Source organism: Helicobacter pullorum NCTC 12824, assembly GCF_017979475.1.
Classification (GTDB): domain Bacteria; phylum Campylobacterota; class Campylobacteria; order Campylobacterales; family Helicobacteraceae; genus Helicobacter_D; species Helicobacter_D pullorum.
This window is the reverse complement of sequence record NZ_JAERIT010000001.1, coordinates 84463-101964: the sequence shown is the minus strand read 5'-3', so window position 1 is coordinate 101964 and position 17502 is coordinate 84463. Positions and strand designations below refer to the sequence as shown.

Annotated in this window: 20 protein-coding genes and 1 tRNA gene; 12 read left to right on the top strand and 9 right to left on the bottom strand. The window is 35.0% G+C overall.

What is annotated here, in order from left to right; translation table 11 throughout:
* Positions 1 to 7: 7 nt before the first annotated feature.
* Positions 8 to 367, top strand: a complete 360-nt coding sequence (gene dksA, locus JJQ98_RS00530; protein WP_005021642.1) for an RNA polymerase-binding protein DksA — start codon at positions 8 to 10, stop codon at positions 365 to 367.
* Complete coding sequence (locus JJQ98_RS00525; RefSeq protein ID WP_151104973.1) at positions 364 to 1386, top strand: hypothetical protein; 1023 nt, start codon at positions 364 to 366, stop codon at positions 1384 to 1386. The genes dksA and JJQ98_RS00525 overlap by 4 nt, the downstream gene beginning before the upstream one ends.
* Positions 1387 to 1400: 14 nt before the next feature.
* Here the strand turns inward: JJQ98_RS00525 and JJQ98_RS00520 are convergent.
* A tRNA-Arg gene (locus tag JJQ98_RS00520) sits at positions 1401 to 1477 on the bottom strand.
* 55 nt (positions 1478 to 1532) lie between these two features.
* On the opposite strand from JJQ98_RS00520, the gene JJQ98_RS00515 reads away from it, so the two are divergent.
* Positions 1533 to 2375 carry a metal ABC transporter solute-binding protein, Zn/Mn family gene (locus JJQ98_RS00515; RefSeq protein WP_151104972.1) on the top strand — a complete coding sequence of 281 codons (843 nt, stop codon included), beginning with the start codon at positions 1533 to 1535 and terminating at the stop codon, positions 2373 to 2375.
* A 54-nt stretch (positions 2376 to 2429) separates the two neighbouring features.
* Here the strand turns inward: JJQ98_RS00515 and JJQ98_RS00510 are convergent, their stop codons facing one another.
* From JJQ98_RS00510 to folD, 6 genes are read right to left on the bottom strand one after another with little or no spacing between them, the layout of a single operon-like run.
* The gene (locus tag JJQ98_RS00510) at positions 2430 to 2984 is read right to left on the bottom strand and encodes an adenine phosphoribosyltransferase (RefSeq protein ID WP_005021649.1); all 555 of its coding nucleotides are present in this window, start codon (positions 2982 to 2984) and stop codon (positions 2430 to 2432) included.
* Between the two features lie 14 nt (positions 2985 to 2998).
* Positions 2999 to 3337, bottom strand: a complete 339-nt coding sequence (locus tag JJQ98_RS00505) for a hypothetical protein (protein ID WP_005021651.1) — start codon at positions 3335 to 3337, stop codon at positions 2999 to 3001.
* Positions 3338 to 3347: 10 nt separating this feature from the next.
* A complete protein-coding gene (rpiB, locus tag JJQ98_RS00500; RefSeq protein WP_005021654.1) occupies positions 3348 to 3773 on the bottom strand; it encodes a ribose 5-phosphate isomerase B in 426 nt (141 codons plus the stop codon).
* Positions 3774 to 3782: 9 nt separating this feature from the next.
* A complete protein-coding gene (locus tag JJQ98_RS00495; protein WP_065826734.1) occupies positions 3783 to 4469 on the bottom strand; it encodes a site-2 protease family protein in 687 nt (228 codons plus the stop codon).
* Complete coding sequence (gene lepB / locus JJQ98_RS00490; RefSeq protein WP_005021659.1) at positions 4469 to 5260, bottom strand: signal peptidase I; 792 nt, start codon at positions 5258 to 5260, stop codon at positions 4469 to 4471. Before lepB ends, JJQ98_RS00495 begins: the two co-directional genes overlap by 1 nt.
* Positions 5257 to 6117 (bottom strand): bifunctional methylenetetrahydrofolate dehydrogenase/methenyltetrahydrofolate cyclohydrolase FolD, encoded by an 861-nt coding sequence (gene folD, locus JJQ98_RS00485; RefSeq protein WP_054195212.1) that lies wholly within the window; start codon positions 6115 to 6117, stop codon positions 5257 to 5259. Before folD ends, lepB begins: the two co-directional genes overlap by 4 nt.
* A 93-nt stretch (positions 6118 to 6210) precedes the next feature.
* On the opposite strand from folD, the gene JJQ98_RS00480 reads away from it, so the two are divergent.
* From JJQ98_RS00480 to JJQ98_RS00470, 3 genes are all read left to right on the top strand, one after another.
* The gene (locus JJQ98_RS00480) at positions 6211 to 6561 is read left to right on the top strand and encodes a c-type cytochrome (RefSeq protein WP_005021665.1); all 351 of its coding nucleotides are present in this window, start codon (positions 6211 to 6213) and stop codon (positions 6559 to 6561) included.
* The gene (locus JJQ98_RS00475; protein WP_151104971.1) at positions 6561 to 7199 is read left to right on the top strand and encodes an LOG family protein; all 639 of its coding nucleotides are present in this window, start codon (positions 6561 to 6563) and stop codon (positions 7197 to 7199) included. Before JJQ98_RS00480 ends, JJQ98_RS00475 begins: the two co-directional genes overlap by 1 nt.
* Before the next feature lie 79 nt (positions 7200 to 7278).
* Positions 7279 to 8445 carry a replication-associated recombination protein A gene (locus JJQ98_RS00470; RefSeq protein ID WP_054195213.1) on the top strand — a complete coding sequence of 389 codons (1167 nt, stop codon included), beginning with the start codon at positions 7279 to 7281 and terminating at the stop codon, positions 8443 to 8445.
* A gap of 38 nt (positions 8446 to 8483) precedes the next feature.
* Here the strand turns inward: JJQ98_RS00470 and JJQ98_RS00465 are convergent, their stop codons facing one another.
* Positions 8484 to 8768 (bottom strand): NADH-quinone oxidoreductase subunit I, encoded by a 285-nt coding sequence (locus JJQ98_RS00465; RefSeq protein WP_005021668.1) that lies wholly within the window; start codon positions 8766 to 8768, stop codon positions 8484 to 8486.
* A 200-nt stretch (positions 8769 to 8968) separates the two neighbouring features.
* Here JJQ98_RS00465 and JJQ98_RS00460 point away from each other — a divergent pair, with 200 nt between their 5' ends.
* Together JJQ98_RS00460 and JJQ98_RS00455 are read left to right on the top strand one after the other, a co-directional pair.
* Positions 8969 to 9895, top strand: coding sequence for a radical SAM protein (locus tag JJQ98_RS00460; protein ID WP_151104970.1), 927 nt, complete (start codon positions 8969 to 8971; stop codon positions 9893 to 9895).
* Entirely contained in the window at positions 9892 to 11169 is a 1278-nt protein-coding gene (locus JJQ98_RS00455; RefSeq protein ID WP_151104969.1) for a beta-1,4-N-acetylgalactosaminyltransferase, read from the top strand. The genes JJQ98_RS00460 and JJQ98_RS00455 overlap by 4 nt, the downstream gene beginning before the upstream one ends.
* Positions 11170 to 11276: 107 nt before the next feature.
* Here JJQ98_RS00455 and murJ read toward each other — a convergent pair whose 3' ends face one another.
* Positions 11277 to 12686 carry a murein biosynthesis integral membrane protein MurJ gene (murJ, locus tag JJQ98_RS00450; protein WP_151104968.1) on the bottom strand — a complete coding sequence of 470 codons (1410 nt, stop codon included), beginning with the start codon at positions 12684 to 12686 and terminating at the stop codon, positions 11277 to 11279.
* A gap of 81 nt (positions 12687 to 12767) precedes the next feature.
* On the opposite strand from murJ, the gene JJQ98_RS00445 reads away from it, so the two are divergent.
* From JJQ98_RS00445 to tilS, 4 genes are read left to right on the top strand one after another with little or no spacing between them, the layout of a single operon-like run.
* Complete coding sequence (locus JJQ98_RS00445) at positions 12768 to 14558, top strand: FapA family protein (RefSeq protein WP_060662897.1); 1791 nt, start codon at positions 12768 to 12770, stop codon at positions 14556 to 14558.
* A 10-nt stretch (positions 14559 to 14568) separates the two neighbouring features.
* Complete coding sequence (gene ruvA / locus JJQ98_RS00440; protein ID WP_005021680.1) at positions 14569 to 15147, top strand: Holliday junction branch migration protein RuvA; 579 nt, start codon at positions 14569 to 14571, stop codon at positions 15145 to 15147.
* Positions 15148 to 16479, top strand: a complete 1332-nt coding sequence (gene rimO, locus JJQ98_RS00435) for a 30S ribosomal protein S12 methylthiotransferase RimO (RefSeq protein ID WP_151104967.1) — start codon at positions 15148 to 15150, stop codon at positions 16477 to 16479.
* Between the two features lie 2 nt (positions 16480 to 16481).
* Entirely contained in the window at positions 16482 to 17471 is a 990-nt protein-coding gene (gene tilS, locus JJQ98_RS00430; protein WP_151104966.1) for a tRNA lysidine(34) synthetase TilS, read from the top strand.
* The last annotated feature ends 31 nt before the right edge of the window (positions 17472 to 17502 follow it).

Here is a 17502-nt window from a genome sequence, read left to right as displayed (position 1 = left end):
GGACTTTGTGCAACAAACAGAAATAGAAGCTTTAAAAAAAATCTTAGAAACCAAAAAAAAGGCGATATTAGATAACAATTTTGACCACCAAAAAAGCATGGAAAATCTACGCGGAATCTCTTTGGACGAAGCCGATGAAGCAGCAATGAGCATGAAAAACACCCTTGATGGACTAATCTTTGAACATCATCATAAAGAGCTAGAATACATAGAAAGGGCATTAGAAAAAATTGAAAATGGAGAATATGGGATTTGCGAAATGTGCGATGAACCAATTAGTATTCAAAGACTAAAAGCAAAACCTCATGCGAGATTCTGTATTATATGCAGAGAAATAGTTGAAAAAGATTTAAAGGGTAGAAAATGAAATTTAAATATTATCTTGGAGCTTTATTTGTTTTTATTGTGTTGCTTGGATTGTATGTTTATAGCCTAAGTGGCTTTAGCTATACTTATCATATTCCTTTTACGCCACAAACCATTACATTGCCTATAGCTATATGGTTTATTATCCCTGTAATTATGTTTTTTGTTATTGTGATTTTCTTAGAAGTGGGCGGTGCTTATCGTATGTGGTATAAACGAACTAAATACAAAAATGACTACAAACTTCTTCTTACGCAAATTGAAAATCAGCTTTTATGCAAAGAAGTTCCCTATAAAGAGCCTTCTATGAATCGCTACAAAAAACTCTCCATTTTGCTAAGCAATCTAACCTTTGATATCAAAGAAGGCACTCCAATTAAAAGCGGTGAAGTGAGATTAGATGAGATGATAGAAACACTAGGAAATCTAAAAAGGGGCGAATATGTCAATCTCAAGAAATTTAATCCGGGTGAAAAATGCCCCTTTTTGAAATTGAATATTTTAAATGAGATTCACAATGATAAAAAATTTGCCGCAGAAGTGCTAAAAAAGCAAAATTACGATGAAGAATATAAACAAGAGGCTTTCAAAAAGCTTTTAGAAGCTGGCGATTTAAAAGATATTAAACGCTTTGTTGGCGAAATAAAATTCAACAAAGATTTGGCTAATAAAGTGCTTGGAATGTGTTATGCACAAAAAATGGATTTTAGCGATGAAGAAGTGGCAAAATTATGTGCAGAGGTTGGCTACAACAAAGAAGATTATCTTGCTTTAGCACAAAAAACAAAAGAATGCTATGAGCCTTCTAGTTGGGTAAGATTATTTGAATCTTTAGCCAACAAAGATGAAAATGCAGAATTAGCCTATTTTTATGTATTATTAGAACTTGAAATGATTGATGAAGCCAAAGAAAGATTAAACTCACACCCGCAAAATGAACTTCTAAAAATACGCGCTTATTTAGATTTAAAAAATTTGGGGAAAAACTATCCATTAGAACTTTTTTTGCTAGATAAATAAGAAAGGTTGTGAAGTGGTACGCCCAGAGGGAGTCGAACCCCCAACCCTCAGATCCGAAGTCTGATGCTCTATCCAATTGAGCTATGGACGCAAAAAAGAGATAGAATCATATCTTAATTAATTTTAATAAATACTAAAGGCACATTATGAAAAAACTTTTAATTTTATTTTTACTTACTCTTCAAAGTCTAGTTTCAAAACCCATCTTAGCCGTCAGCATTCCCATGCAAGAAGAATTTATACAAAAGATTGCTGGTATGGAATATGAAATTATCTCTCTTGTGGAAAAAGGGGTGAATCCTCATGATTTTGAGCCAAAATTTTCGAGTATCAAGAAAGTCAATGAGGCGATTGCATACTTTTCAATAGGAATAGAATTTGAAGATTCTTGGCTAAAGAGATTTAAACAGCAAAATCCGCAAATGCAAATTTTCCCTTCTAATGCTGGGATTGATTTTATCAATTTTGCTCAAAATACGCATCATCATGAGAATCATAGCCACGACAATGGAGATAAGCACATTTGGCTCTCTACCTCTAATGCCAAACAAATCGCTACTAATCTTTACAAAGCCCTCTCCACTCTTAACCCCCAAAAAGACTATTCTAAAGCCTATGAAGCACTTATAATAGAAATAAAAAATACCGACAAAATCATCAAAGAAAATCTAAAAAACCTACCCAAAGGACAAAAATTCGTCGTCTTTCACCCTATGCTTGGATATTTCGCAAAAGATTATAATTTAGAAGAAATTTCTATTGAAGTAGAAGGCAAAAGCCCCAAAATGAAAGAAATGATGAAAGTAATCAACACCATAAAAAAAGAAAATCTTAAAATTATTTTTGCTCAACCAGAATTTTCTACCAAAGCCGCTGAATTCATCGCACAAGAATCAGGGGCTAAACTTGGCTATTTTTCGCCTCTACAAACTCCTTGGGCAGAGAATCTTATAGATTTTTCCAAAACCCTAAAAGCTATGCAAGAGTGAAGATTTAAACAATCTCACTCTACTAAAATTAATCGACTTTAGAATCAATCTTTCTTATATTTCCAAAACCGAATAAACCGGGGTAATTTTCTTCAATTCTTCAGCCCCCTTTAGCTCTTGTAGATTGATAATAAAACAAGATTCTACGCACTCTGCACCAGCTTTTTTGATAAGATTTGCCGCTGCATAAGCTGTCCCCCCTGTGGCGATTAAATCATCAATCAATAAAACTTTTGGGGCATGTTCCAAAGAATGATTTTTAAACGCATCAATATGGATTTCAATCTCGCTAAACCCATACTCCAAAGAATATTTTTCAGAAATCGTTGTATAGGGGAGTTTTCCTTTTTTGCGAATAGGCACAAACCCAATCCCCAAAGAATACGCCAACGCCGCCCCAAAGATAAATCCGCGACTTTCAATTCCAGCCACATAATCCAAATGATAATCCCTATACCGCCTACTTAAAGAATCCATAAGAAAACTATAAGCCTCTTTATTGTTAAGAAGCGTGGTGATATCTCTAAATACGATTCCGGGTTGTGGAAAGTCCTTTATCTCTCGGATAGAATCCAAAAGCATATTTTTTTCTTGTTGTGTTAGCTCCATATCCTTCCTTTATTTTAGAGTAAAGCTTCTATTTTTTGCTCTAAATCTTTGATTTTACTTTTGTATTTTTCAGTTTCCACGCGATATTGCGAGTTTCTTTGCTTTAAAGTTTTGACTTCATTCCTCAATGCCGTAATTTCATCAGTTAAAATATCAATATTTCCCAAAGCCCTTTGGAGCTGCAATTGATGTTTTCGTATAAGAATCTCTGCCTCTTGTAGAGTTAGCTTCATCACTGCACTATTTTTCTCTTCCTTTTGCGCAACACTTTTATAAAAAAAAGTTTTCACTATCATAAATAAAACAAACAAAATAAATGCTGTCAAAAACAACCATTGTGCAAATTGAGCCATAAATCTATCCTTATTGTAACTTTTCTACTCTAATAGCGTGCCTTCCACCTTCAAACTTCCCTGAAATAAAACTTTGCAAAATTATTTCTGCCATTCCAATGCCAATCACCCTAGCCCCAAGACAAAGCACATTGGCATCATTGTGCGCCCTTGCCATCATTGCTCCATAAGGCTCATTACAAAGTGCAGCTCGAATCCCTTTATGGCGATTAGCAGCAATACTCATTCCAATCCCGCTTCCACAAACCAAAACTCCCAAGCTCCCCTCTTCTTTCAAAACTTCACCACAAAGCAAATTAGCAAAATCAGGATAATCCACGCGATTATTATCATAAGGTCCCAAATTAACCACTTGATGCCCCATTGACTTCAAAATCTCTGCCACACTCTCTTTAAGCTCAAAACCCGCATGATCACTTGCAACAAAAATTTTCATTATATCCTCCTATGATAAAAGCCATTGCAAAACAAAATCCACAGGTGCTGATAAAATAACCGAAAGCGGGGTGCTCAAAATCAAAATCAAAACCACCATTCCAACTACCGGATGAATTTTGTTGAATGCCCTTGCAAAAAAATCATTTTTAAACATCAATCCCAAATATGCCAAAGCATTTGAACCATCTAAAGGCGGTATGGGCAAAAGATTAAAAATTGCCAAAATTACATTATAAATTATAAGCTGCAAAAAGAAAAAAATAACTAAAATAAATAAAAATTGTGGATTTTCAAAGTATCCAAAAACACCGCTTAAGATTCCCCCATTTAATCCATAAAGCAACAAACTTGCCAAGATTGCCAATACCAAGTTATAACCAATCCCAGCCAAAGATACCAAAAAAGCTGCGAAATATCCACCATTATAAATCACTCTATCCATTCTTACAGGCACGGGTTTAGCCCAACCAAACAAGAAAGGTGCATTTGCCAAAAACAAAGTAGCAGGGACAAGAATAGAACCAATCAAATCAATATGGACAATAGGATTTAAACTAAGCCTTCCAGAATCCTTTGCTGTGCTATCTCCATAACGATAAGCGACATACCCATGCATAATTTCATGCCCAATAATAGCAATAAGAAGTGCTACTACCATTAATGGGATTTTATACGCCAAAGACAATTCAGACATTACAACTTCTCTCTCATTTTATCCTCTAAAGATTCAATGCTCTTACCCATTCTCTCCCAGCGAATATTAAAATCATCATCCCAGCTAAAATAAACAAACCAAGGCTTACCAATCACATATCTATAATGCACACTTCCCCAGAATCTTGAATCACTTGAATTGTTGCGATTATCCCCCATCATAAAAAATTCATCTTCAGCAATTTTGGCATAAAATGCCAATTCCCCATTTTCTAAATACACAGGCTTCATAGCAATATTAGGAGTATTTTGCAAAAGCACAAAAGAATCAATATCACTCTTTTGATAATGAACTCCGGGATGCTTTGTCGCATAAGGATCATAAATAAAGGTTTTGCCTCCAAACTGCAATGTTTTGGTAGGATTTTGGCTATATGGATTTTCTTCTTTGAAATGCACCCAAAGCCCCTCTTTGGTATAAAGCACTTCATCGCCACCTATGGCAACATTGCGTTTGACAAAATGGATTTTGGGCTCTAGCGGATAGCGAAATACCACAATATCGCCTCTCTTTGGTCGCTCGCCCTCAATTAAATGCCCATTATTATTAAAATCTGGCAAAACCTTAAATTCAATCCAAGGAATAGTGGGTGTAGGGATTCCATAGGCATATTTTTTGACAAATAAATTATCCCCAATCAACATTGTATTTAACATACTTCCACTGGGAATCACAAAAGCTTGTGCAATAAAAAAAATAATAGCCAAAACAATAATAATTGTGCCAACCCAACTATTGATAAAATTATAAATTTTACTTAAAATCTTCATTCTTTTCCTTGTATTTCTGCCCTTAATTTTGCCGCTTTAATAGTGTTTTGCAATAACGATGCAATTGTCATGGGACCTACTCCACCAGGAACAGGAGTGATATAGCTACAAAGAGGGGCAACATTTTCATAATCTACATCCCCTACGATTCTGCCATTATCTAGGCGAGTAATTCCAATATCCACAACCACCGCACCTTCTTTTACCATATCTTTGGTAATGAGATTTGGTTTGCCCACACCTACACACAAAATATCTGCCTTTTTGGTATGCTCTATAAGGTTTTGGGTGTAAATATGGCAAAGCGTAATGGTGGCATTTTCGTTTAAAAATAACGCTCCAAGTGGTTTGCCAACAATATTGCTTGCACCCACAATCACGACATTTTTACCTTTGATTGGAATTTGATAATGCTTTAAAAGCGTGATTACACCCATAGGCGTTGCAGGGATAAACCCCTCAAGATTGCAAAAGATTCTTCCCATATTAAAAGGATGAAAACCATCAACATCTTTCTTTGGAGAGATAGCCTCCAACACAGAAGTTGCATCAATATGTTTTGGTAGAGGGAGTTGCACCAAAATACCATCGATATTTGGATTTTGATTAAGCATCAAAATAGTTTGCAAAAGCGCATCTTGCGTGATACTCTCTGGCATTTCGTGCGTGGTAGAATAAATCCCCGTTTGACTGCATGCCTTAGCTTTCATATTAACATAGCTTTGTGAAGCAGGATCGTTTCCCACCAAAATAACTGCCAACCCCGGAGTAATTTTTCGTTGGTTTAGCATTTGAACTTCTTGCTTAATTTGCTCTTGAATCTCTAAAGCTAATGACTTTCCATCTAAAATCTGCATTAATGCCCTTTAAAAAGTTATTGTGATATTATAATAAAAAAAGTTTTTTTAATACTTTAAACTCTAGTTGTTTTTAAGCGAGGTTAATTAAGATTGCACAGAGTTATTTTAATTTGCATTATATTCATCAATCTCTATGGTGAAGACAGCTTTATCACGCCTATTGAATATGGGCAAATGCTTTATGAAAACCCTAGGGGAATTGGTTGTGTAAATTGCCATGGAGAAAGAGGGGAAGGAAAACTTATTGCAGATTATTCTCACAAACAAAAAGAAAAAAGATTAAAAGGTCCTCAAATCAATAATCTATCTTTCAAAAAGTTTCTTCAAGCCCTACAAGAACCCACAAAAGTAATGCCAAAATATTATCTCACACAAAGCGAGATTCAAGCAATCTATAAATACCTAGAATCCAAAAATACAAAAAACCATAAGGAACCCTAATGAAAAAAATCCTAAAAGATTACGAAGAAATTACCGAGAGCTTCAAAATCTTAAACCAATACCAAAATGTTGTAACTATCTTTGGGGGCGCACGAATCTCAAAAGAAAATAAAAATTATAAAAAAATCCAAAAACTAGCCTATGAACTCGCAAAAGAAGGATATTCTATTATGACGGGCGGAGGACCGGGAATTATGGAAGCTGCTAATTTTGGAGCATTCAAAGCCAAAAGCAAAAACCCAAACATTGTCTCTATTGGATTAAATATCCAACTCCCCCACGAACAAGAAATGAATCCCTATGTAGAAATTCCACTAAAATTTCAAAACTTTTTTAGTCGTAAATTAGTTTTCAATCACAATTCTACGGCTTTTATTGTTGCAATAGGGGGATTTGGGACGCTTGATGAGTTAAGTGAAGTTTTGGTGCAAATTGCCACAGGAAAGCACAAAAAGATTCCTATTATTTTATATGGAAAAGAATATTGGAGAGGCTTTATTAAGTGGCTAAAAAAACAAATGCTAAAAGAAAATCTCATCACCAAACAAGAATTAGCCCTGCTAAGTCTTGCAGATTCTCCAAAAGAAGTTTTAAAGATTCTAAAAAATGGGATTCCCAACCCCATACATCATAAATAAAACCATAAAAGCTGCAAACAATGCCAAAATAATAGGAGCAAATCGTGCCATATCAAATCCCTCACAGCAAAGAAAGTAAATGAAAGATTTAGCATACAATAAAAGACCTAAAAATTTCCAACAATTCATTGGACAAAAGCACATTTTTGGAGAAAATGCCCCTTTTATGCAACTTCTAAAAAGCGGAAAAATTCCTCATAGTTTTTTCTTTGGACCCCCTGGAAGTGGCAAAACAACCGCAGCAACTTTGATTGCTAATGAGCTTGGATACCCTTTTTATAATCTTAATGCCACAAGCTTTAAAAGTGAGGATTTACGCAATATTTTAAAAAACCACCAAAACACACTCCAAAAACCTTTGATTTTTATTGATGAAGTGCATCGCCTAAACAAAGCACAACAAGAATTATTGCTACCCATTATGGAAAATCATCAAGCCTTGATTTTGGGAGCTTCGACAGAAAATCCCTTTTTTGCACTCACTAATGCAATTCGCTCACGCTCTTTTGTTTTTGAATTTCACTTACTAAAACAAGAAGAATTAGCAGAAATCTTAAAAGAATATGATTTAAAAGATGAAATTAGAGAATTTCTCATTAGCACTAGCGGGGGAGATGCAAGGGCAATGCTAAACCTCTTAGATTGTGCATTAAGTAGCAACAAGCCTTTAAGCATTGAACTTCTTAAAAACTTCCGCACCCATTCACTCAATAGTGGCACAAATGATTCTAATACACACTATAATCTTATTTCTGCGATGATTAAAAGCATACGAGGAAGTGATGAAAATGCGGCTATTTATTATCTTGCAAGATTAATTGAAGGCGGCGAGAATCCAGAATTTATTGCAAGACGATTAGTGATTTTGGCTAGCGAAGATATAGGCAATGCAAATCCAAATGCTTTGAATCTTGCCACCTCCACTATGCAAAGCGTTGCTAAAATCGGCTATCCAGAAGCTAGAATCATTTTAAGCCAGTGCGTTATTTACCTAAGTGCTTCACCCAAATCAAACACTTCCTATGAAGCCATCAATGCTGCTTTAGATTACATAAAAGCCCACCCCAATGAGCCTATCCCAAAACATATTCAACAATTCCACAAAGACTATCTATATCCCCACGATTTTGGAGGTTGGGTAGAACAAAGCTATTTACCCAAAAAATTAGAATTTGTTAAATGGCTTCCTAAGGGATTTGAAAAAACATTAAAAGAATGGTTAGATAAAATCAAGAAGAAAATATAAGCTTGAAAATCAAATTTGGCACTAGCCAAAAAGGCTAGTTACTCAACAACTGGAGTGTGAGCAGATCTTTTATCTTCTCCAATATCTTCTCTATGTGGTTGAGAGCCTACAACCTCATCCCACACGATACAGCCATCAGTTGGACAGGCAGAAGCACAGGCAGGTTCATCATTATGTCCTACGCATTCTACGCATTTATTGTTATAAACAAAGTAGCAACCATCATTGTTTGGATTATCATCATCATCTACAATTGCTTCAACTGGACATTCATCAATGCAAGCACCACAGGCGATGCAAATATCAGTAATTTTAACAGACATATTTATCTCCTTAAAATTGAATTAAACTTTAGAGTATATAGAAAACCTGCTAAAACTAATCTTTAAAAATCATTTTTTACGCAATTTTTAGCAAAGCCAACGAAAAAATAGAAAAATTTTGCCCAATTTTGCAGCATTAAAATGTGCTATAATCCCAAAACTTTTAGGATTTTCAAAATGAAACTTTAAGAGAGTAATCAATGGATATTATTTTTGGACCGGTACAATCAAGAAGGTTTGGCGAATCTCTAGGGATAGACTTATCCCCCAAAACCAAACAATGCAATTATGATTGCTTGTATTGTGAATTAAAAGGCAAGAAAGCACAAGATTCTATGCAAGAGATTTTAGAGGTTGAAGAGATTTTAGAGGCAATCAAAAAAGGGCTAAAACAATTTAAAAATATCCAATCTCTCACAATTACCGCCAATGGAGAACCCACCCTTTATCCTTATTTATACGAATTGATGTTGCGTTTAGAGGACATTAAAGGCGGAGTGCAAACTTTGCTTCTAACCAATGGCTCACTTTTGTGGGATTTAAGTGTTTCTAGGGCTTGTTTGCTTTTTGATAAGGTAAAATTTTCATTGGATGCTATTTCACCAGAAGTGTTTAAAAAAATCGATAGACCCACAAAAAATATTTCTTTGGAGCAAATTTTGCAAGGAATCTACCAATTTAGTGCGGACTTTAGCGGGGAACTTTATGCAGAAATTCTTTTTGTCAAAAATATCAATGATAGCCTAGATGAAATAAAAAAAATGGCAAGATTCTTAGCGCCTATGAGGCTAAAAAGGCTAGATATTAGCAGCATTGACAGACCCCCTGCTTATAAGGTTTCCCCAATCCCTCAAGAGCAATTAGAAATCTTTGCAAGAATTTTTAGAGACTTTAAAATCCCAACCTTTCTACCAACAAGAACCCCAAACACAAAAAAAGAAAATTTAAATCTAAGTCAAGATGAAATCCTAAAAACCCTCGCCTTGCGTCCTATGAGCAAAGAAGACATAGAAAGCCTTTGGAATAAAGAAAGCATAAATAGGCTAGAGATTCTGCACCAAGAAAAAAAAGTAAGTATAAACAATGTAAATGGAATAAATTTTTTTATCACAAAAGGAAATTTATGAGATTACTTTTAGACTGGAATATTTTATTAGGCATCTCAAGGCGATTTACTGCTCATCTTTGGGTGCAAATTACAAAAGACAAACAAAAACGCAAGAAAATAAGAAATTTTATAGAAAGACGCACTCTAATTTTCAATGCAGGCGATTCAGATAAAAAGATTCCCAAACAGACAATAGAAAAAATTAACCATTTTGATAATGACGATTTTTTGGCTTTAAATTTCTTAAACAACAAAGATAAACACAAAACATTAACAAAAACAACAAAAATATCTAGCAATTCTCAAATTTCCAAAAAATATTTCATTCATTCTAATCAATTAGAAAATCTCTACAATCTCTTGCAACAAAACATTGATATGCAGGAGGAGAGAAAGGGGAGGAGGCATTATGGCTTCTTTGATTTTGATTCAAATTCTAAAAATCCAAAATCCCCTTTAAATCCATGGGCTTATGTGCGTGTAAAAAATGAAGCAAAAACACTAAGGGCAAGTTTAGATTCTATTCTCCCAGCAATCCAGCGAGGGGTCATTGGATATAATGATTGTGATGATGGAAGTGAAGAGATTATTTTAGAATTTTGCAAACAATACCCTAGCTTTATCCCCGTCAAATACCCTTACAAAGTCATTATAGAAAATCCCACAAAAGAAGAAAACAAACTTTATAGCTATTATAACTATATATTAAACTTTATCCCCAAAAATGAATGGTTTATTAAAATTGATGTGGATCATATCTATGATGCCAAAAGGCTTTATAAGAGTTTTTATTTGCCAAGAAACAAATGGGATATGGTAGATTATCCAAGAATCAACCTACAAGTCAAAAATGCCGACATTCTAATAGCAAAAAATGGTAAAAATGGGTATCTACTAGACATTGGAGATCAAAAGCTGTGTTGCAATATTGCTTGTGGATTCGTCGAGAGAGTTGGCAAAAAACGCTTTTACACTCCTCCAACCAAGGAAGACATAAAATTGCTCCCCAATTATCGAAGTTATGAAGCCTTTATTATGGGTTTTTTCAAAAGAAATAATAAAATACTAGACAGATTCCTTTTTATTGAATTTTGCAGAAGGCATTTCAAAGCAGAACTAACAAACTACCATTTTCCTTTTATCAAACAAAGCAGGTGCCATTTAAGCTTCAAAGAATACCTAACCATAAAAGACTATCAAAACTCACAAGATTCAAACATTGGCACAAGAATTGATAAAAAAATGCTACTTGAAGATAGAATCTTGGAACTTTATACAAGATTTAACCTCTAAACTGCAATGTTTTACCTCTAAAAATAATTTTAAGCAACCATTAAAATCAAAAATGATGATATCTTTTACCATCCATTTCAAATTACCATTATTGCCAGCAAAGTCTCCTAAAGCGCAAACACATATTGCTTAAACAGCCAAATCAACGCAGATTCTAAAGCCAAAAAAACAAAGGTATAGAAAATCCACCTAGGTTGGTTTAAAATCTGCAAAAATCTCTTCCATCCAAAGTAATGCAAGGTTAGAAAAAATACAAAAAACCCGCTAATACTCCCAGCCAAAGCCAATCCCACCGCACCCAAAAACTGCATTAAAACCAAAGAAAAAATCGTCCCAACCCCCAAAGAAAAGGCTGTAATTTTTGCCGCCAAAGCCTGTTTATTTTGCGAATAAAGCCACAAAGAAAAAATACGCGATAGCCCAAAGGGCAAAAGCCCTATCATATATGCACTAAATACCGCTGCTGTCTGCAAAGTATCTTCACGCCCAAACTGCCCCCGCTCAAACAAAAGCCAAATAATCTCTTTTTGCAACAAAATTCCACCAATCACGCACGCCCCAAGCAAAACACACAAAAGCCAAAAAGAACGCACAAGCTCCCTTAAAGCCTTTTGCTCTTGCTTTTCTTTGAGATATTTTGCCACTAATGGAAAAAGCGCTGTGGAGGTTGCGATTGCAAAAATCGCCAAAGGAAGTTGAAAAATACGATTTGCATAATACAAATAAGAAATCGCCCCACTTGCCAAAAATGACGCCAAAAGCGTATCAATAAAAGAAGCTAGTTGTGCGCTAGAACTCCCAATCATAGCTGGGAAAAACTGCTTGCCAAAGGACTTTACGCTCGCATTTACCAAATCTTTTTTTGCTCTTATTTCTTTAAAGCCCACACAAAGCAATTTAAAAAAACCCAATCTCCACATCGGATAAAAATGCAACAAAATTTGTGCCACCCCACCGGCTAAAACACCATAACTAAGCAACAAAACACTCTCATAAGCATCGCTATTTTGTGCCAAAAGCAAAGCAACAATCATCGCAAGATTCAAAAGTGCGGGGGAATACGCCCATGCAGTGAAATTCCGCCTATATTGCAACATCGCTCCAAAAAAAGTTACAATAAAAACCAGCAATAAATACCAAAAATTAATCGCCACCAAAGGTGCTGCAAGTGCGATATTTTCATCACTAAACCCATAGGCTAGTATCTTTGTAACTTCAATTTGAAAAATCCATACAAGCAAAGACAAAATCACTAAGATTCCGCAAAATATTAATAAAATCTTTAATGCAAACCCGCCTTTAAACCTTGCTTGAAAAAAGCTCGGCAAAAAGGATTGATTAAAAGCACCCTCCCCAAAGATTCTACGAAAAAGATTAGGCAGCTTAAAAGCAACAAAAAAAATATCGCTATAAACCCCAGCACCAAGAGTTGTAGCTGTGAGTAAATCTCTAATAAACCCCAAGATTCTTGAAGTCAAAATCCCACTACTATTAGTCAAAAAAGCTTTCAAAAACATTAATCTAATCTCTTTGTAATATTTTTCTTATTGTGAATTTGATAAAATCAAAAAATATTTTTGCATAAAAGATTTTAGAATATGGTAAAAAAAGATTCTCAAACCTCATTTCGCCCCTATTATGTCAATGAATGTGAAGATATTAAATTCACTATCAAGCAAATTGCTTCTCAGTTCAACAAAGATCCAGATACCCTAGACTTTATACTCCAAGCCATTACAACTTACAAAAAAAATCTTCATGATTACGCTCCAGAACCACTCAAAGAAAATGAAGTCAATGAGTTTTTAGAAAATCTCAACAACCTTTTAGAGCCAAGCCTTACAATCACACAATACTATTCTATCCTAATTGTAGAAAAAGAAAAAAATGAAAACAAATTTCACTTTATCTCCAACAAATCCTTTAGCGAAGCATATCTTATATTGCGTGCGGGATTTGTTTTCAACCAAGAAGAGTTTGAGAATCTCTACCTACAAATCCGCAAAATCAAAGCATGGAACAAAATCTTATTCATCAATGAAAAAGCAGAAAAGCTCGCATTAAAAGAATTTTTGCAATCTCTAAAGTATCCCCTAAAGCAAGAAGTGCGATATCTTTTGTGCCAAAGTTTCAATTTCATTCCCCCAGCTGAATCACATTTGGAATTCAAAAAAGAAATCACAGGACAATTTCAAACCATACTCAAAGATGAAGTTATCTGCATCTTTCACAAAGCCCTAAAGGGCAAACCCGGAAGAAATATCCGCGGGCAATACATTATCCCAGAAGACCCCAAAAGCCTCAATCAACCCTGCTTATTAAAATTTGATACTACCAGCATTCAAACCAAAGATTACCCCACAAAAGTAGAATATCTCGCCGCTATTGGCGGAATCTTAAAATACAAAGAAGACATATTATCCATTGAAGACACATTAGAAACCAAAGAAGTGAGCCTAAAAACTACCGGTTCCCTTATAGGCGAAATCGAAAGTGGCACAGAAATCAATATCACAGAAGCGGATTCTCTCAAAGAAGCTTTGGGGCAAGGAATGGAGATTCAAGCCTCCAAAGTCAATATCCAAGGCAATGTTGGTGCCAACGCACAAATACACGCCAAAGAAGTCTATATCGGTGGTTTCACACACCAAGATTCCAAAATCTTTGCCACCGATGCAGAAATCCAAACCCACAAAGGCTATCTCAAAGCACAAAACATCAAAATACACACCCTAGAAGCCGGGATTATCGAAGGCAAAAGAGTCGAAGTAGAAAAAATGTATGGAGGCAAAATCTATGCAGAAGAGATTTTTATTCAACACCTACATTCCAATGCCTTCTTATACGCCACAAAACAAATTCAAGTTATCACAATGCAAAAGGGAGAAAATCGATTTTATATCGCTGCAAACTATAGTCTTGACACCAAAGAACTCTACAACACCCTATTGCACAAAAAAAATACCTCCATTAAAGAAGCTATCCAGCTCACCAAAGAATTAAAAGTGGAAAGCCTAGAGCTCAAAAAACTCAAAAATACAGCCGATGAAATGCGTCAGATTCTAATCCAATACAAAAAAACCAAAACAACACCGCCAAGCTATTTATTATCCAAATTTGAAGAATATCACGCACGCGTAGTAGCCCTAAAAGAAAAACGACAAAAAATCAATGCTTTAAGTGCCGCATTCAAGGAAGCTAGAGATGCTCTAAATCAACTAGATTCTAATACAAAAAATGGGATAATTGAAGTCCAAAGCGGTTGGATAGGCTACAATGAAATCCATTATATTTTTCATTCCCCCCAAAAAGAATTTATGCTAATCCCAAGAGCTGGGGAACCCTCCAAAGCCATTTTTCAAAATGGACAAATTCATCTCATCTTATAGGAGTATATCCATGATTATTGCACTGCAAGGGGAAATATTTTTCAAAGAACCTACAAGAATTGCCATTAAATGTGCTGGAGTGATTTATGAAGTTTTCATTTCTTTGCAAACAAGCAATCAAATCACACAAACAAAAGGTGAGAATCTCACGCTACTAACAACACATATTATCCGAGAAGATGCACAAATTTTATTTGGCTTTTTAGAAAACAACGAAAAAAAACTTTTTGATACACTTATCAAAATTAATGGCGTAGGACCCAAAGTTGCAATGGCAATTCTCTCCACTTACACACCCCAAACTTTTGCAAAAGTTGTCGAAAGCAACGATATCAAATCCATGCAAAGAGTCCCGGGGATTGGTCCAAAAAGTGCAGGCAGAATCTTAGTAGAACTCTCAGGCTGGTCGCTAGAGCTTAGCCAAACCAACCAAACAATCAAAGAAGATTCTACACTTCATCAAGTAGTTTTAGCCTTAGAATCTTTAGGCTACAAAAATGACATTATCCAAAAAGCCATTAAAGGCTTAGAAAAAGATGAGGTAGGGCAAATGGTAAAAGCCGCATTAAAAAAAATACAAGGTTTATAAATGAGCAAAAAATTACATTTAATTTCTCTTGGTTGCACAAAAAATCTCGTAGATAGCGAGGTAATGCTTGGAAAATTAAGCGAATATGAAAATACACAAGAAATCAAAGAAGCCGATGTAGTAATAGTCAATACTTGCGGATTTATTGAAGCTGCAAAAACAGAAAGTATTCAAACTATCCTAGAAGCACTGAATAATAAAAAAGAAAATGCCATTTTGGTGGCAAGTGGCTGTTTGAGTGAGCGTTATGCAAAAGAACTCAAAGAAGAGATTCCAGAAATTGATATCATTACAGGGGTTGGGGATTATGACAAAATTGACTTAATGATAGAAAAACGCAAAAAGGGCGAGAAAATCCTATCTAATGCTAATGGAGTGTTTTTGGCAAATGAAAACGACAAACGCATTATTAGTGGCTCAAAAATCCATGCTTATATCAAGCTCTCTGAAGGTTGCAATCAAAAATGTAGCTTTTGTGCTATCCCTAGCTTCAAAGGCAAATTGCACTCAAGGACACTAGAATCCACGCTCAAAGAAGTGCAAAATCTCGCACAAAAAGGCTTTAGCGATTTTACTTTCATTTCCCAAGATTCTAGCTCTTATCTACGAGATTTGGGCATAAAAGATGGGCTTGTTGATTTGGTTAAAGGCATAGATAAATTAGCAAAAGAAGGTATAGGCATCAAAAGCGCAAGGATTTTATATCTCTATCCTGCTACTACCTCCAAAAAGCTTATCCAAACCATCATTGATTCGCCAATTTTTCACAACTATTTTGATATGCCCTTGCAACACATCTCACAAAAAGTCTTAAAACAAATGGGCAGAGGCGGGGAATTTAAAGAATTGCTAGAAACGATGAGGCAAGCCCCAAATAGCTTTGTGCGGACAAGTTTCATCATCGGGCATCCAGGTGAGGAAGAATCTGATTTTGTTGAACTTTGTGAATTTGTAGAAAAATTCCACTTTGATAGAATTAATTTCTTTGCCTACTCCAAAGAAGAAGGCACCAAAAGTGCAAAAATGGAGCAAATCCCAAACAAAACTATTAATGCTAGGCTAAAAAAAATCAACCAAATCTTCCAAAAACAATACCGACAAAGCCTAAAGAATCTCAAAAACAAAGAATTACTTTGCATTGTTGAGGGCAACTCTAGCGAACATGAGTTTTTTTATGCAGCACGCGACATACGATTTGCACCACAAATTGATGGCGAGATTCTCATTAATGATAAAACCATTGATGAACCTATCCAAAATGGCTATTACAAAGTGAAAATTACAGAAATTTTAGGGGAAGATATAATAGGCTGCATAGTCAAAAAAGGCTAGAAATGAGATTGCCACTAGAATTTTTAGATGAATTAAAAAACGCCAAGAATCTTTTGGCATTTTCTAGTGGAACAGATTCTACGGCACTTTATTTTTTATTAAAAGAATATGAAATTTCTTTTGATATAGCCATTGTTGATTATGGCACAAGAAAGCAATCTAAACTAGAAGTCTCAAGGGCAAAAAGTCTTTGTTTTTGGGATAATAAAAAATGCTATACACTCACCACAAAGCCCATTACCAAAAATTTTGAAGCAGAGGCAAGGAAGATTCGCTATGATTTTTTCTACACACTAACCCTCCAAGAATCATACCAAAACCTCATCTTAGCTCATCAGCTCAATGATAATTTTGAATGGTTTTTGATGCAGTTTTGCAAAGGCTCTAGTATAGAAAATATGCAGATTCCCAAAAAAAGTCTCTTTTGGGAAGAAAGCCAAAGAAAATGCCATATCCTTCGCCCAATGATTTCTATTTCAAAAAATCAAATCAAATCCTATTTGCAAAAAAGAAATATTTTTTATTTTGAAGATTCTAGCAATCTTGATATTGCATTTACTAGAAATTATTTTAGGCAAAATTTCGCAAATCCATTAATAGAAAATTTCACAAAAGGCATTCACTTCAGCTTAGAAAATCTAGCCAAACAAATGCCCTTAGATAATTTAAAAGATTTGGGAGGATATTTTATTTTTAAATCCAGCCCACTTGATTTATACAAAATTGATAAAGCCACCAAAAAACTAGGCTATTGTCTAAGTCAAGCACAAAAAAAGGAATGCCAACTAAAACTCACACAAGATTGTTTTTCTATTGTCTTTGGAGGAAAAATAGCACTAGAAAAATCCCAAAACAACCTCTTTATTTTCCCCTACACTTCTTGCACACTCACCAAAACACAAAAGGAACTCTTCAGAAAGCATAAAATCCCAAAAAAATTCCGCTTTTTTATGGCAAAAAACTCCCTTGCACTCTCCATTATCCCACAATAAATTAGCTCTATAAAAGATTCCATAAACCAAA